13 protein-coding genes are annotated in these 16,905 nt (G+C 43.2%); 4 read left to right on the top strand and 9 right to left on the bottom strand.

Annotation, left to right across the window (positions count from 1 at the left end; translation table 11 throughout):
- Positions 1–32 precede the first annotated feature (32 nt).
- The 4 genes from NYE72_RS07885 to NYE72_RS07870 all read right to left on the bottom strand — a co-directional run bounded on the left by NYE72_RS07885 (position 33) and on the right by NYE72_RS07870 (position 4,346).
- The gene (locus NYE72_RS07885) at positions 33–866 is read right to left on the bottom strand and encodes a carbohydrate ABC transporter permease (RefSeq protein ID WP_036675551.1); all 834 of its coding nucleotides are present in this window, start codon (positions 864–866) and stop codon (positions 33–35) included.
- Between the two features lie 3 nt (positions 867–869).
- Positions 870–1,751 carry a sugar ABC transporter permease gene (locus tag NYE72_RS07880; RefSeq protein ID WP_036675555.1) on the bottom strand — a complete coding sequence of 294 codons (882 nt, stop codon included), beginning with the start codon at positions 1,749–1,751 and terminating at the stop codon, positions 870–872.
- A 128-nt stretch (positions 1,752–1,879) separates the two neighbouring features.
- Positions 1,880–3,247 carry an extracellular solute-binding protein gene (locus NYE72_RS07875; protein ID WP_038569518.1) on the bottom strand — a complete coding sequence of 456 codons (1,368 nt, stop codon included), beginning with the start codon at positions 3,245–3,247 and terminating at the stop codon, positions 1,880–1,882.
- 319 nt (positions 3,248–3,566) lie between these two features.
- The gene (locus NYE72_RS07870; protein ID WP_036675560.1) at positions 3,567–4,346 is read right to left on the bottom strand and encodes a response regulator; all 780 of its coding nucleotides are present in this window, start codon (positions 4,344–4,346) and stop codon (positions 3,567–3,569) included.
- Between the two features lie 296 nt (positions 4,347–4,642).
- On the opposite strand from NYE72_RS07870, the gene NYE72_RS07865 reads away from it, so the two are divergent.
- The 4 genes from NYE72_RS07865 to NYE72_RS07850 all read left to right on the top strand — a co-directional run bounded on the left by NYE72_RS07865 (position 4,643) and on the right by NYE72_RS07850 (position 9,399).
- On the top strand, positions 4,643–5,593 hold the full coding sequence (locus tag NYE72_RS07865; protein ID WP_038569516.1) for a 1,4-beta-xylanase: 951 nt from the start codon (positions 4,643–4,645) through the stop codon (positions 5,591–5,593).
- Between the two features lie 21 nt (positions 5,594–5,614).
- Positions 5,615–6,829, top strand: coding sequence for an AGE family epimerase/isomerase (locus NYE72_RS07860; protein ID WP_038569515.1), 1,215 nt, complete (start codon positions 5,615–5,617; stop codon positions 6,827–6,829).
- A complete protein-coding gene (locus tag NYE72_RS07855; protein WP_038569513.1) occupies positions 6,829–8,001 on the top strand; it encodes a glycosidase in 1,173 nt (390 codons plus the stop codon). The genes NYE72_RS07860 and NYE72_RS07855 overlap by 1 nt, the downstream gene beginning before the upstream one ends.
- A 495-nt stretch (positions 8,002–8,496) precedes the next feature.
- The gene (locus tag NYE72_RS07850) at positions 8,497–9,399 is read left to right on the top strand and encodes a manganese catalase family protein (RefSeq protein ID WP_036675571.1); all 903 of its coding nucleotides are present in this window, start codon (positions 8,497–8,499) and stop codon (positions 9,397–9,399) included.
- 62 nt (positions 9,400–9,461) lie between these two features.
- On the opposite strand, the gene NYE72_RS07845 is transcribed toward NYE72_RS07850, so the two are convergent.
- From NYE72_RS07845 to NYE72_RS07825, 5 genes are all read right to left on the bottom strand, one after another.
- Positions 9,462–10,022 (bottom strand): GNAT family protein, encoded by a 561-nt coding sequence (locus tag NYE72_RS07845; protein ID WP_036675574.1) that lies wholly within the window; start codon positions 10,020–10,022, stop codon positions 9,462–9,464.
- Between the two features lie 40 nt (positions 10,023–10,062).
- On the bottom strand, positions 10,063–11,127 hold the full coding sequence (locus NYE72_RS07840) for a LacI family DNA-binding transcriptional regulator (protein ID WP_038569512.1): 1,065 nt from the start codon (positions 11,125–11,127) through the stop codon (positions 10,063–10,065).
- Positions 11,128–11,172: 45 nt separating this feature from the next.
- Entirely contained in the window at positions 11,173–12,483 is a 1,311-nt protein-coding gene (locus NYE72_RS07835) for an ABC transporter substrate-binding protein (RefSeq protein WP_052096880.1), read from the bottom strand.
- Between the two features lie 22 nt (positions 12,484–12,505).
- Complete coding sequence (locus tag NYE72_RS07830) at positions 12,506–14,386, bottom strand: sensor histidine kinase (RefSeq protein WP_036675579.1); 1,881 nt, start codon at positions 14,384–14,386, stop codon at positions 12,506–12,508.
- A 169-nt stretch (positions 14,387–14,555) separates the two neighbouring features.
- A complete protein-coding gene (locus tag NYE72_RS07825; RefSeq protein ID WP_244886443.1) occupies positions 14,556–16,742 on the bottom strand; it encodes a methyl-accepting chemotaxis protein in 2,187 nt (728 codons plus the stop codon).
- Positions 16,743–16,905 lie beyond the last annotated feature (163 nt).

The following is a 16,905-nucleotide window of genomic DNA, read 5'->3' as shown; positions in this document are numbered from 1 at the left end:
ATCTAGTACTGTTATTAAATTTACTGTTGAGCTCACTTTACAGAACCTTGCGAAAAACCATTGTAGATATATTTTTGCAAGGCGGTAAACACAACCAATGTAGGTATAATTGCGATCATAATCGCCGCACATATTACTTCCCACTGCGATCCATATGGACCTTTAAACTTAAAGAGTGCTGTGGAGATCGTTTGCAGATCTGTTTTCGGCATATAAAGGAAAGGGGTGTAAAAATCGTTATAAATATTAACACCCTTCACGATCACTACAGTTACAATCGCCGGCTTCAACAATGGCAAAATAATTCTCCAATAAATCGTCCAATACGAAGCTCCGTCCAGCATCGCGGATTCATCCAGTGACTCGGAGATCGAATCCAAAAACTGCATGAAGATATAAACAGCGATAATATCCGTGCCCAAGTACATAACGATTGGCGCCCATCTGGTATTAAATAATCCCAAGTGATTGATGATTTGGAAAGTAGCCACTTGTGTAGTTACGCCTGGAATCAGAGTAGCAATCAGGAACATACTAATTAGGATCTTACTGCCTTTAAATTTGAAGCGCGATAAAATATAAGCCATCATCGAACCCGTCAACGTGGCACCCGCAATAGAAATCACAACGATAATGACAGTATTTTTAAAACCGAGCAGCATTTTCCCGTCTACAAAAGCCTTTGTGTAGTTGGAGAAATTCAACCAATTCTCTGGCAGCGTTAACGGTCCGGTAGAAGCATATTCCGTTCCGGTCTTTAATGAAGCGAAAAACACGACCACGATAGGTATCAAAGCTACAAGTGCTCCCAAAATCAAGGTGAGATATTTGAATATACTAGCAGTGGTATATTTTACAGAATGCATAGTTTATTTCTCCTCCTTGATCAGAACGCGCTGCAAAATAGTAACTATGATAACAATACCCAGCAATACCACGGCCATCGCCGATGCCAAACCAACCTTGCTGTATTTGAAAGCTACATCGACCGTCTGAATAACGAATGTACTACTTCCGTTTGATCCGCCTGTCATGACGTATGGAATTTCGAATACCCCAATGGCGCCACTAACCGCAAGAATCAAGTTCAATTGCAGAATACGTTTAATGCTTGGCAAAATAATATGCATAAACTGATGCCATCTGTTTGCACCGTCAATTTCAGCGGCCTCATAGATATCCTTACCGATAGAAGAAATAGCTCCAAGGAAAATCAGGAAGTTCATTCCCATGTATCTCCACAGTGATGCACCTGCGAGCGAGAAGTTAATCAAATTAGGATTCAGAAGCCACTTCTGCTGCAGACTGCCAAGCCCAATCAGATTAAGAATCGTATCTAGCGTTCCATCTGGTTTGAAGAAGAAGAGAAAGATAAAACCGATCGCTACACCGTTTAGCAAGGTCGGGAAGAACAAAATCCCTTTAAACAAGTTTTTCATGCGAACACTAAAGCTTAAGATGGTTGCAAAATACAAAGCAAGTGCCATCTGGATAAAAGTGGTAAAGAAATAATACAAGCTGACCTTAAACACAGAAAAATACTCAGGTTTTGTAAAAATGGTCTTGTAGTTTTCTAAACCGACATATTCCATATTTTTGCTCAATCCATTCCAACTGGTGAAGCTGTACCGAAACATACTGATGACTGGATAATAAGCGAATGTGAGCAGCAATAATATCGGCACTAATGAGAATAAGATGATGATAGCGATTCTTTGATTTTTATAGCTCAAATTTGAAAACTTAAACACCCGATACACCTCCAGAAAAAGCATCCTCATTTATTTAAGACTCGTTTAAATGTGAAGGGGGAAATGCTTGTTAGCATATCCCCTCCCACATTCACTACCGCCTATAGCATCTAAGAAGCTTATAGTTGTTACTGTGCTGTGACTTTAGCGCGAGCGGCTTTCCACTTGTCGTTCAGGTCTTTCATGATGTCATCATAGGATTCTTTTCTGTTGCCAATCGCTGCTTCAATAATCCGTTTCTTGAAGTCTGGCTGCCAAGCACCGATCTCAGCTTGTTTGTCGATTTCATCAGACCAGCCTTCTTCACCAGCTTTAGCAGGAGCAAGAGTATCAAAGGTTACATCTGTACCTTCATATTGTTTCAGGATTTCTGGAAGCTCTGCACCGATAGCCGGGCTCATACCGCCGCCTTCAGTTGTAGGGTAATTAGATTCGTTGATGAACCAATCCACCCAAGCTCTAGCAGCTTCTTTGTTCTTACTGTGAATGCTGACACCCAGATTGTAGTCACCAGCAAGCGGCACAAGGATTTTATCCGCATTGGTTGGGAAAGGCATAAATCCAACATCGTCTGGATTTGTAGCCAGGCCTTTGATTTGGCCAATCGCCCAAGATCCAAGCACCATAGTCCCAATTTTTCCGTTGGCTAGATCAGCTTTGGAAGATTCCCAGTCTGTTGTAGTTGGATCTTCTTCAATCAAACCTTTTTGTGCTGCATCGTACAGAATTTTGTACAATTCATAGTGTGGTTGACCCGCTACATAGTTGTCGTCGCTAGCCACTTGAGCAATGTTTACATAATCACGGTCACCAGCTACTGTAGCCAGATCCGCTTCCCATTGCGTCAATGTCCAGCCTGCTGCGTAATTTGTGTAAAGAGGAACAGCTTGTGTTTTGTCTTTAATAGTCTGCAGGGCAGTCAAGAATTGTTCAGGGGTTTTGGGAACCTCTGTAATTCCGGCATCTTTGAAGACTTGTTTGTTATAAATAATCCCGTTAAAGTTGATGGTCATCGGAATACCATAGGCAACTCCGTCTACTGCACGTTCTTCCAGCCCTGTGTATTGTTTGCTCATTTCTTCGAGCTTGCCAAGAGGTTCGAAGAAATCAGGAATATCTTTTACAGCTATGCTAGTAGGTAACAAAAGAACGTCGCCATAATCACTAGTGCTCATACGAATTTTAATTTGGTCTTCGTAAGTAGCTAGCGCTTCAAAGTTCACCTTTACATCAGGATATTTCTCATTGAATTTAGCCGCATACTCTTTGAATACGGTATCAACAATATCTGTTCTTTGCGTTATGACTGTGATATCCCCTTTGATATCCTTGGCTGCTGTACCATCAGCTGGAGCAGTTGCCTCTGCTGAAGAACCATTGTTTCCTGTGTTTTTAGCAGCTTCATTGTTAGTGTTGTTGTTTGAGGAACAACCGCTAAACAATCCCGCCACAAGTGTTAGTGCCATCAAGCCCATCATTGTTTTGCCTTTTTTCATGCTGTTACGACCCCTCTCTTCAATTCAACTCTAGTTTTAGGTAAATAACAAATATAATAACTTTTATCATCACTCATAACTTGAAAGAGTAGTCATTAATACCGGATTATCTGAATTACTCTTGAAAACAAGTGATGATATCGCTTACAAACCCATTATAAATCTATTTTTGACGCAAAACGATGGTTTCAATTGCTTTTTCTGGTCTTGTATTTGTTATTTTTGTTTTACTTATAATAATTTTGTTATCTAATTTATAAAAATATCTACAAAAAAAGAGAGCTTTTCGCCCTCCTAATAAATAGCTTCCTATATATGCCTAAAACTCTCGTTCAATTTTCGGGAATTTACAGCCGCTTTTATAATCCTTAGGTGTCATACCACACATTTTCTTGAACAATTTATTAAAATATACCGGATCGCTATAACCCACCTTCTCGGCAATTTCATAATTCTTCAGGTCAGGATGCTCCATTAGCAGTTCCTTAGCTTTAGAAATTCTAATCCGAATCAGATAGTCTGTGATCGTCTGCCCCGTCTTTAATTTGAACAAACGGCTGAGATAACTCGCATTCATGCCCACCATCTCCGCTAAGCGTTCTAGCTCGAAGTTCTGATCATACTCTCTCTCCAGAATGCTTTTTGTCTGCTCAACTACATAATGTTCCCCACCATCCGCAGCTTGTGAGAAAATCTCCTCATGCTCCGTCACGTTCTTTTTCTTTACATCCTCTACTCTCTTAAGCAGCTCATATAGCTGAGTCTTATCAATCGGTTTAAGCAAATAATCCATCACCCCATGGCGGATCGCTCGACGGGCATATTCAAATTCACTAAAACCGCTAAGGACAGCAATAGGTATATCCTCCATATGGTCTCTAACCTGTTCAATCAGCTTAAAACCATCCATCCTAGGCATTTTGATATCTGTAATAAGCAGATCTATATCCTCTCGGGATAACTTTTCTAAATGTTCCCAGGCTTCCAACCCGTTTCCGTAAGATCCAATTACATGTACGTCTATTTCCATTCTGGATGTGATTTTTTCGAGCCCCCTGCGAATGACTTCCTCGTCGTCCGCAATCATAACATTTATCATTTAAGTAATTCCCTCCAGTTGTATCCGCCAGTTATTATGATTGCGCTATCATCACGAATAGTATCTCCCCATGCATTACGTCAATGTACGATTGCGCCCTTTTATAGTCTTATATTTACTATAACTAAAGTTATTCAAATTTCCCAGCTCCAACTACAAATTGTCCTTGAAATCATCTACGAAAAAGTATATAACTAAATTAAGTTGTTATTATAAACTAACAAAACAATAATAACTATCTAACAAAATTAAGTTTGCTAATTTATCTATTTCCATTTGTAAAGTGAGGATCCTCGATGATGTTAAACAACGAATACATTGCAGGCGTAACCTGGGGTTTCTCAGGTAGACGTGGTTCATGGACAACAAAAGAAGCTGAGTGTTCGCTGGAATTAATGTCCTCTGTCACCGGAGCGAACTGGACGGCCATTGCGCTCAGTGCGCTTCAAGCTACCGCTCATTCTACGGAAATTCCCTACTGGGAGGCTCCAACCGTTAGCGACGAAGAAGTGAAATGGGCTATCAGCAAAGCGAAGTCACTCCAGCTAAAAGTATGCCTGAAGCCGATTGTTAATTGTGCTGACGGAACTTGGCGTGCCCATATTAACTTTTTTGATAAGGATGTCCCTTGCGAGCCTAAATGGTCTGAGTGGTTCAGCTCTTATACTAAATTTATTCTGCACTATGCCGCTATCGCTGAGGAAACAGGCTGTGAAATGTTCTGTATTGGCTGTGAGCTTGTACAGACGGATAGACGCGAAGCCGAATGGCGTTCGCTTATTGCCGAGGTGCGGAAGGTCTACTCAGGTATTCTTACTTATAATTGCGATAAGTATCAGGAGGATAACGTAACCTGGTGGGATGCGCTCGATGTGATTTCTTCAAGTGGGTATTATCCAGCTAGTGATTGGGAGGCTCAGCTCGACCGGATTGAGCAAGTGGTGAGCTCACAGAATAAGCCGTTCTTTTTCATGGAAGCGGGTTGCCCAAGCCGGAGCGGGAGCGCTGCGATTCCCAATGATTGGACCTTAAAGGGCGAACCAAGTCAAGAAGAACAAAGTAAATTCTATCAGGCAATGTTTCAAGGCTGTGAGCACAGAGATTGGGTTCAGGGCTTTATGCTCTGGGATTGGCCTACTCATCTTTATCCAATTGAAGAAGCAGCACAGAATGATGATTACTGTATGTACGGTAAGCAAGCCGCTGGGATCATCAACGAATATTTCACCTCAAAAATCACCAAATAATGTGAGGAGTGACTGATTACAATGATTAATTCACCAGAATTATGGTTGACCCAACTTGAGGATGAGCTGCAGGATAATATTCTTAGTTTTTGGATGAAACAGACGAAGGACGAAGTAAACGGCGGTTTTGTAGGTGAGATCGACAATCAGCTGAACATTACTCCTAACGCAGAGAAAAGCCTTGTGCTTAATGCCCGGATCCTTTGGTCCTTTGCGAGCGCTTACCGGATCTACGGTAAACCGGAATATCTGGCGATGGCAGAACGTGCTTATACCTATCTGATGGAACACTTCATTGATAAAGAGTATGGCGGATTATACTGGATGGTGGATGCTGAGGGCAGACCTTCTCAAGAGAAAAAGCAGATCTATGGCCAATCCTTTGCTATCTACGCACTGGCTGAATTCTACCATGCGACCGGACGTCCAGAAGTCTTAGAGGATGCGATTCAATTATTCCAGCTAGTTGAGAAATACGGCTATGATTCTATTTATAAAGGTTATGTCGAAGCTTTATCACGGGAATGGCAAATCACTGATAACCTCAGTCTCAGCAGCAAGGATATGAATGAAAAAAAATCTATGAATACCCATCTGCATGTTCTGGAAGCGTATACCGGTCTCTATCGAGTATGGAAGTCGGAGGAGCTAAAGAGCACGCTAACCGAGCTAATCGAAACGATGCTGGATCATATCATTGATCAGGAAGGCCAGCATTTTCATCTTTTCTTAGATGAGGCATGGAATGTGAAATCAGATATTATCTCCTACGGACATGACATCGAAGGAAGCTGGCTGCTGGTGGAAGCTGCTGAAACCCTTGGAGAAGAGCTGCTGCTGCAGCGTGTGCGAACAGTCGCTGTCTCCATGGCAGAAGCCGTTCTTGCGGAAGGTATAGATAGCGATGGTGGGATATGGAATGAAGCTGACCCAAGCGGGCTGCTGAGCAAAGATAAAGATTGGTGGCCGCAAGCTGAGGCGGTTGTTGGATTCTATAATGCTTATCAGCTGACTGGTGACAGCAAATTTAATGAGGCTGCCCAAGCCTCCTGGACTTTTATCGATAAATACATGGTGGATCACAAGCTCGGTGAATGGTACTGGGGCGTGGACGAGAACCTTCAGCCCCTGCCTCACGGATCAAAGGTTAGCGCCTGGAAATGTCCTTATCATAACAGCAGAGCCTGCTTCGAAATGATCGCACGACTGAAATCAACTATAAAGGAGACTATCTAATGTCATCATTATTCCAAGAACGCAAACAACAATTAACAGAACGTTATGAAGCCCTGATCGCCCGCAAGAACGAAAAGCTTCCTTATGGAAACGGCATTTATGACCGTTATACTCATCCACTGCTAACTGCTGAGCATGCGCCCTTAATCTGGCGTTATGATTTTAACCCAGACACCAACCCTAATTTTGCCGAAAGAATTGGCGTCAACGGCGTCTTCAACCCGGGTGCTATTGCACTGAACGGCAAATTCTATCTTGTTGCTCGGGTTGAAGGCAATGACCGCAAATCTTTTTTCGCTGTAGCAGAAAGCGACAATGGCGTAGACGGCTTCCGCTTCTGGGATCATCCAGTTGTGCTGCCTGAGACAGAAGTTCCTGATATCAACGTCTACGACATGCGCCTCGTAAGCCATGAAGATGGCTGGATCTACGGCCTCTTCTGTACAGAACGCAAAGATCCAGAAGCTCCACATGGTGACCTTTCTAGCGCAGTAGCACAGTGTGGTATTGTTCGCACCAAAGATCTGAAAACCTGGGAACGTCTGGCGGATCTCAAAACAGGCTCTGCTCAGCAGCGTAATGTCGTGCTCCACCCTGAATTTGTAGATGGAAAATACGCTTTCTACACTCGCCCACAAGATGGCTTTATCGATGCAGGTTCAGGTGGCGGTATCGGCTGGGGACTCTCGGATACAATTGAAGATGCCGTAATTACTAGTGAGACCATCATGGATGAACGCCACTACCATACCATCAAGGAAGTTAAAAACGGCCAAGGTCCGGCTCCAATCAAAACTGCAAAAGGCTGGCTGCATATTGCTCATGGTGTACGCAACACAGCTGCTGGACTCCGATACGTGCTATATGCTTTCTTGTCTGATCTGGATGAGCCAAACAAAGTCACTCATTCACCTGGCGGTCATTTCATCGCACCAGATGGTGAAGAACGTGTCGGCGATGTCTCCAATGTCGTGTTCTGTAATGGCGTGATTGCACGTGATAACGGTGAAATCTATATTTACTACGCTTCCTCCGACACTCGTATCCACGTGGCTACAACTACCGTTGACCAAATGTTAGATTATGTGCTGAACACTCCAGAGGATCCACTTCGCTCTTATGCTTGTGTACAGCAACGTATTGCTCTTATTGACCGTAATTTAGCATTGTAAATAAGGTTTCATAAACCCTAGAAATCAACAGAGCAGCGATTCTCCTATTATTGGAGGATCGCTGCTCTGCGTTTTTTGATCATTCTTTGTCTGCTTAACCGTATATCTATTATCCAACATGGCTTACGGACTCAGTTGACGTTATTCATATGTATTTAGCCTTTATTGTAAGTTTTCGGACTCCAATGAAGCTATTCCCTGAAAAGAGGTCCATTTGGGGCTTTTTCTAGGACGATAGCTGCTGTGGAGTCCGTTAGTATTGCAAATATCGGATAATACTGCATATAGGGTCAGCTGTGTCCGTTAGCGGGTTACTATGCGTATTTGATTGCGTATTTGATTGCGTATTTGATAGTATTTGCAGTTTGCCTTTTCGACACAAAAAGCCATTTACATGACGCACATCCATACTTTTCAACCCATTCATGAGTAATTCCTATAGATTAAGCTCAAAATAGCTCAGTAACCCCTAACCTCAAGGAGGCTGAGATATTAATGTTCAAACGTATGGATGAAATCATGATCGAGATTCCTGAAGTTGAGAAGCCCGATCCCAATGCTGCTGCCGCTGTTCAGGAATTGCTTGGCGGAAAGTTCGGAGAAATGTCGACCCTTAACAATTACCTCTTTCAATCCTTTAATTTCCGTTCAAAAGACAAACTGAAGCCCTTTTATGATTTGGTGATGAGCATAACAGCGGAAGAGCTTGGCCACGTCGAGCTGGTTTCTCATGCCATCAACAAATGTCTTCGAGGGTCAACAAGTTATAAAGAGCCCGATTCCACCCCTCTAGGGTCCGCAAAAGATGCGCGTCTATCCTATCACTTTCTGGCTGGTGCACAAGGGGCTATGCCTTTTGATTCAACGGGGAACCCGTGGACCGGAGCAAACGTATTTAATAGCGGCAACCTAGTGGAAGATCTGCTACATAACTTCTTCCTCGAATGCGGAGCCAGAACACATAAAATGAAGGTCTACGAAATGACAGACCATCCAGCTGCACGCGCTGTAGTCGGATTCCTTTTAGTCCGTGGTGGTGTCCACGTGGTCGCTTATGCCAAAGCAATCGAAGTGGCAACAGGTGTTAATGTAACTAAGCTCGTGCCGATTCCTTCGTTAAATAATAAATCATTCAGTGAAGCAAAAAAATATGAAGAAAAAGGCGTGCACACCAAGCTATACACCTGGAGTGAAAGTGACTTCGGCGCCATCGATCAGATTTGGAAGGGAACCCACCCGGAGGATAATCTTCCGCTTGAAGTCATTCAGGGAGCCCCTAAAGGTTTTCCGATCCCCGTTGCTCCGGCAGTCGAAGAGGAATTCGCTCCAGGAATCTCCCCCGAAGACTTTAAAGAAATTGCCAAACGCCTCAAAATGGCTGGAAATATTACAGACTAATATTCATAGTGAATCTGGTGAGGAAGTTACTTACAATCTTCCTTACCGTAGATTCACTTTTTTTAATTGTACAAACTGCGGAACTCCTCCTCAAGCATGGACATCAGAATCATGTTATGAAACTCTCCGTCTACATAAAGAGCATCCCGCTCCACACCATCGCGTTGAAAACCAAGCTTCTCATAGACATGAACGGCTCTGGGGTTAAAAGTATATACGCCGAGATGGATGCGGTGCAGCTTCAAAGTTTCAAAGCCATATCGTAGCATTTGAGTCATAGCTTCAGTACCGTAACCCTTACCCCGATGTTCATGTCCACAAATGCCGATTCGGATATTTGCACTACGATTGTCCGGATCTATTTCATTTAGTACCACTTCTCCAATGAGCTCACCCGTGTCCTTTACTATAATCATAAGATCTACACGATCCTCGGCTGGAACACTAATCTTACGAATCCAAGCTGCTGTTTGCTCACGGGAGAAATCTCCTTGTGATCCTGTTAATTGCCCCATCTCAACATCAAGCAAAAAATTATAATAAGCCTCCAGATCGGATACTTGTACACCTCGTAGTTGAATCTGTTCGCCTTCAATCCTTGGCATGACAACTGGTTCTGTCATAGCTAAACTCCCCCTTACTCAAGCAAATCACAACATAGTTCTAGTCTCGCGGCTTATCCACAGAATCACGATGAACAATGTCCGCTGCGATAAGTATTTTCTCAAGCGGCGCAGAAGGATTATGAATACGGCTCAGAAGTTTCTCCACTGCGGCTCGGCCCATCGCTTCTTTAGGAACATGAACAGTTGTAAGCGGTGGAACTCCTCTTAAGGCATCCTCAATATTATCAAAGCCTGTAACTGAGATATCCTTCGGAATATTAAACCCTTCTTCCTTAAGAATGTCACTGACCGAAAGGGCTGTGGAGTCGTTAGCGCAGACCAAGGCTGTCGGGAGTGTTTTGGCTTTTTTACGCTTATTCACCCAGCTTTTAAAATCCTCCTGAAATAAGTCTTCCTCCACCCCTTCCAGAAAAAGATTCGCATCATCTTCCAAAGGCAGTCTTATTCCGCTCTCCTCCAGCGCACTCCGGAAGCCAATCCACCGGTCGCGGAAACTGCGTGAGAATCCAATATTGCCGATAAAATGCATTTGGGTATGGCCTGTTCCCATCAAATGATTCGTAAGTCGAGCCATGGAATCCACATTATTTGCAAACACGGTATCACTTGGAATTAGCGGATCTTCATGGTCAATCAACACCATCGGCAGACCAATACGATGCACCTCAAGCAGTAAGGAAGTAGAGATTTGTCCCACACCTACTAAGCCAAGGATTCCATTTGGATTCAAAATATTGACGAAATTATCCGCACGATTCTCAGAGATAATGACCATCCCAAGCCCTTCCTGATCCAGCGCAATAGCAATACCATCCACAATTTTCCCCCAATACAAGGAATCCTGCGTCTGAGAACGAATATTCGGCATTAACACAAGCACGGATTGCTTATTCCGATCACCGCCACCTACCGGAGGGGTGCGTTTTATGCCTTGGACAAAAGCATTTTTTTGCGTAAAATAACCCAGCTGCGATGCCGCTTGAATCACTCGTTCTCTTGTCGTCTCATTAACGCCGCCTTTACCCGAAAGTGACTTGGAAACAACGAATTTGGATACGCCGAGATGATCAGCGATTTTTTGCATAGTGACCTTTTTAGCCATATATAACCCTCCAGAGAATGTCATCAAATTTATGTAGTACTAACTTTAAGGCTGAGAAGTTTCTGATGTTCCTGCCCGCGCTTCCTTCCATTTTGCATTCAATTCGTCAAAAGCCTTTTGTAAATCAGGCGCAGCCAGTAACTCCTGAATGTAATCCCCGGACCAAAAGGACAGCTTGGCTCTATTCGCCAGATCGATGAACGCATCACTTTGTACGGTAGCATCAAGTAGCTTAGGCTTATAAGATAAAAACTCACGGTACTGCGACATAGAGGAATTCAAGCTTCCATCAGCCGGAAGGAATCCCCAGTCATCCCGATAGGAAGTCTCCTTTACAAAAAAATTCAACCACGCCATAGCAAGCTCTTTGTTCTTGGTGTATTTACTAACCCCCATGAACCAATCTGGATTGATCGGTGCATAATGAGTGCTGCCATTATCATAAGGAAACGGGAAGAATCCTATATCATCCGGTTCAGCCCCCACATCAAGGACTTGTCCAATCGTCCAATTCCCCAGTAAATACATTCCTGCTTGACCTTTAGCTAGCCTAGTCTTTGATATCTCCCAATTGTTCGAGAATAGTTCATCTTCTACGTAGCCTTTACCAATTAAGGTTCGAGCAATGGAAATTGATTTCCCCCACTCATTATCAAGCTGCCATGGGCTATCCTCATTTACCATATTATTTAGATACTCTGGATTGCCTGTCATATAGTTAACCAGACTGTTCCCCCATTCACGTAAAGGCCAGACGGCCCCATAATTCATATATAGGGGGATAATACCCGCTTGTTTTAATTTCGCACAAGCTTCGTAGAATTCATCCAGTGTCTTCGGAACAGTAGTTATCCCTGCTTTTTCGAATGCCCTTTTATTATAGACAATCCCAACCGTAGTAGTCCCAGTGGACAGCCCATAACGTTTCCCGTTATACGTAGCAAAAGAAGTGAAACGCTCACTAGCAGCGGTTTCTTCATCCAGCGGTTCGAAAAAATAATCCAGCTCCTTTGCCGGAAGATTCACCGGAAGCAGCAGTACATCACCGGCATCTTTCGTGGACAGCCGTACCAGAATATCCGTTGCATAATTGGACAAACCTTCAAATTCCACATTGGCTTCGGGGTATCTCTGTTTAAACTGGTCCGCGTATCCTTGAAAAGTTCCGTTCTCAATCAGATCTATTCGATTGGTCATCATGACTATGGTGCCGGACAAGTCAGACATCACCTCGTCTCCAACTGGAGGCGGAGTGGATTGCGCCTGCTTATTGTTATTGGCACAGCTACTACTCAATAACACCAAGAGAAGTAACAGTATGGTTCGCATAGTCCATTCTAATTTCAACCCCTTCAACGGACAGCCCCCTCTTATTTCGTTACTCAGGTAAGCCAATCATTTCCGGCTCCAGTAATGGCAGCGACAAAATAACATCGGTCCCTCGTCCAAGCTCACTATATACCTGGATCCCAAATGCCGCTCCATAATGAAGACGCACTCGCTGCTGTACATTTTTCATGCCTATGCCCCCGTTAATGCTTTTCTTAGGAGGACTTTCGTTCTGCAGCCCATCATTCAATTTCTCCAAAGTCTTCTCATCCATTCCGATACCGTCGTCTTTGATATGAAACAACAGCATTTGCTCTGTAATCTCACAGTGGATGCTTAAATGCATTTGCGGCTTATTATCATCTAAGCCATGATAAGCAGCATTCTCAATGATGGGCTGGAAGACCAGCTTGATAATAGAGTAATTATCTAACGCCTTCGGCACATCAATATCCAGCAAAAACCGGTTAGGATAACGATAGTTAAGCAGCTCAACATAATTACGCACATATCCAAGCTCTTGCTTCAATGTCGTATTACCGCTCAGATCACTTGTACTATACCGTAGCAGTTTGCCCAGAATAGAGATCATATCCGCAGCTTCGACATCATCATTCAGCTCAGCGGTCATTCGGATCGACTCCAGTGTGTTATAGATAAAATGAGGATTGATTTGGCTCTGCAGCGCATGAAGCTCTGCTTCCTTTTTCTGTTCTTCTATGCGGTAGATATCCTGAATTAGCTGCCTGATTCGGGCTAACATACGATTGAATTGATGCCCCAGCAGACCAATTTCGTCACGCCGTTTAACTCTGAACATCACATCCAGATCGCCACCCTGAACTTTTTTCATCAATTGAATCATTTGAGTCAGCGATTTAGTAAGGGCAACGGAAAGAATAATCGAAATAATTAACGCCAGTACAATGATACTTAATGTAGCAGCAAGTGTTGTATTACGGGTCACCTTCACATCACGCATCAGTACATCAACAGGTATAGAGATAATTACCTTCCAATTGGTTTTGGCAGAACCAGAGTATATATTTAAGCGCTCTTTTCCGTTGACTGTATCATAGAAGCTTCCAGAAATTCCCCCAACTCTTTTGAACAAGTCTGAATCAGAAATATCTGTGGCCAGCAGCTTCTTGTCGCTGTCGTAGATGACCATTCCTTTCTCATCCACAATCAACGACTTCCCATGGGTGACTTTATCCAGCTCCGTAACTTGATTCTCCAAATTGCTAATATTCGCTTCAACCGCAATCAGCCCGATTGGATTTAACAAGCCATCCACGATTTTGCGAACAACGGTAAAAGCATATCGGGTGCTCTGCAGATTACTTGTATACGCCTGAGTACCGAACAATAATGCTTCTCCGCTGGAATCCTTAGTCTGCTGGCTCCAGTATTTATAGCTTTGCTCGAGATCGAGCCGTACGCCACCATCCTTCGCAGAATAATAACCATTTCCGTAAGCGTCAAAAATATAAACCGAGTTCGCGCCTCGCTTAATATTGTTAATAAACGAAATGTTGCCCTCTATCCCCCGTTGAATGGACAACAGTAGATCAAAATCACCGGGTGATAAAGTAGCACTCCCAGTTGCGCCTCCCATAATCTTTTTCTGCTCATGGTAGCGGTTTGAACGTATTAAATTAAGTTTGATATCATTCACATAGGCGGGCATAGATGAAATACGCTTCATATCTTCGATATAATCGTCTACTCCATCCATCATTTGATCGATTAATTTCTCAGAATAAGCAATAGTGTTCCCCTGAATAGATTCTGAGTAGCTCTTGAAGGTAAATACACTGATGAAGGATAGCGGGAGGGTAATGATAATTAAAAAGACGAGGAGCAGCTTGCGTTCCATGCTCATGTCCCCGATAACGGACCACCAGCCAGAGATGCGTCTACCTTTCATTTGGTCCTTCTCCTTAATACTTTTTACCTAACTTGTTATTAAATTATAACAAATACCTAACAAAGTTATTATACGGTGTAGTTCTTCATTACACAACAACAAACCGCCTCTTCATGTTGAAGAAGCGGTTTTGTTAGGTAAACAATTTAGAGATTAGTGATGAATCCACTCATTTTATAGTGAATAATGACAGCTTGTCCTTCAATTGACCTGAAGCACTTTCCAGCTTGCCAGATAATGAAACGAGTTGATCACTTACATTTTGCTGTTCATTACTGAGGGAAGCTACTTCTTCGGAAGTTGCTGAAGACTGTTCTGCTACGGCGCTAACATTCCCCATAGCCTCTGACAACACACCTTGTGAATGATTCAGACTGCTAATCGCTGTTGTTACCGATTCTAAGCTTGTTATGAATTCATCCATCTGTCCTTTTACGGACAAGAAGATATCACTTGTACTCTTCACAGAGCTTACTTGTTCTTTAAACAGTGGTGCTACTTCGGATAATACAGCTTCCGTTTCGTTCATTTCCGCCATGATCTTATCCGTAATTCCAGCAACAAGGGCAATAGATTGCTTCGATTGGTCAGCAAGCTGCCGCACTTCACCCGCAACTACCATAAAGCCCTTACCAGCTTCTCCTGCACGAGCGGCTTCTATTGTCGCATTTAATGATAAAATATTCGTCTGCTGCGTGATACTCTTCATCACATCCAACACCTTAATTACGGAGAATACGGTCTCCTTCAGGTGGTTGACACGTTCGACAAGCGCACTTGTTTTTTCTCCAGTGCGGCTGGTCTGATCCAGCAGGTCCGTTAATTGCTTAGCACCTTGAGCACTAGCTTCACCAACCCCACGTGCTGCTTCATCCATTTCAGTGTTGGCATAAATCACAGTCTGCATTTGCGTAGCTATCACATCTGTAAGCTCATTACCACGTTCAGCTTCGAGCGCCAGGCTGCCTGCCCCACCGGCAATTTCTTCCGTAGCGGCTGCGATTTCCTTCGCAGAAATAGCTGTCTTACGTGAGGCTTCACCAAGCTCACCAGCGGTCTCCAGCACATCCCGAGCGGTTTCTGTCGTTTGCGATACAAGCTCAGTAATACGCTCCATCATCACGTTAAAGGAAGCTGACAGCTGGCCAATTTCATCCTTAGATACATATTCTGTACGTACACTAAGATCACCACCTGCACCTTGTACCATAAGATCCTTCAAGCGAGCTAGAGGACGAGCAATCATACGCACCATCCAAATCCCGATTACTATGGCTAGAAGAGCCGCGCCAGCAGCCGCAATAAAAGTAGTCAACAGAATCGGACGTGCTTCTTTCACTAGCTCATCTGTTGGGACTACCCCTGCCAACTTCCAATCCGCCCGGATCATTGGATTAAAGACAGCAAGGATTTCTTCCCCGTTTGTATCTTTTTCATCCAAACTCTTGTTATCTTTTTTACTTGCCTGAATAAAAGCAAACTCTGAAGGTTTACCATCGTCTTTTGAATCCGAAGAAGCTACTACGGTTCCATCAGGAGTGACAAGTTGAATTCGAGAGCCATCTCCCAGCTGGACACTTGCGAATGATTCCTCCAGCAATGTATTCTTCAACACAAGGATGACTATGTATCCTGTACCTGAGCCCAGGGTTTTGAGAGATCTTGCCATAGCAATATTTTTGTCTCCATCACCTTGAACAGCTGTAGAGAACCATATGTTCTTGGCCGCATCACCATCACCTTTAGAATAGTAGGATTCATAAGATGCAGTGTTGTCGACAATCTTCTTATACCATTCTTGTTCTCTAATGTTATCTAACTTAATGCCGCCACTGCCACTTGTAACAATGTCTTGATCAGGTGACTCCGGGATCAAAGAAACACTAAGAATATTAGAATCCGTTGTAATCTGACTGGACAACTTTTTACTTACTGCGCTTGTAGCTTCAAATTTCTCATAGGAAGATTGTGCAGTCACTAAAGACTTCAAATCTTCTTGCATCTGCGCATCAAAATAAAGCTGTAAAGCCAAGTTCTCGTACTGCTTCAAAGTAATATCTAACTTCTCTGAGGTCTGAATAATAGTCTGACGGTAGGCTTCCGATACGTTGTTCTTAATTGTCTTCTTGGCTTTTGAATAAGATAGCAGTCCAAGTGCCATTACCACAATTACAATTGCACACAAAAATATCAGGAATATCTTCACGCCAACAGATTCCATAGGATTAACTCTTTTGATCTGTCCCCGTAAATCTATTCCATTCTTCAAATTAAACTTAGGTGTCTTGCCTGCCCCTTCAATCTTGCTTGTTTCCTTCTTTCCTGTAATCGCCGATTTCTTATTCTTTTTATTCATGCTAAACCTTCTCTCATTATGCTTTTCACTAATACTATCTTGATCAGGATCCCCCATCTTGATCACCTACCCGCTAATATTAGAATACGCATGAAAGCGTTAACCAATATATATATCGGCGTATTAGGTCTTTTTCCTTAGCTTTACGAGACTTTTTTTACAA

The sequence above is a fragment of the Paenibacillus sp. FSL L8-0333 genome (assembly GCF_037965665.1).
GTDB classification, from domain to species: Bacteria; Bacillota; Bacilli; order Paenibacillales; family Paenibacillaceae; genus Paenibacillus_AQ; species Paenibacillus_AQ odorifer.
The sequence above is the reverse complement of the archived record's forward strand: the minus strand, read 5'-3'. Positions and strand labels throughout refer to the sequence as shown.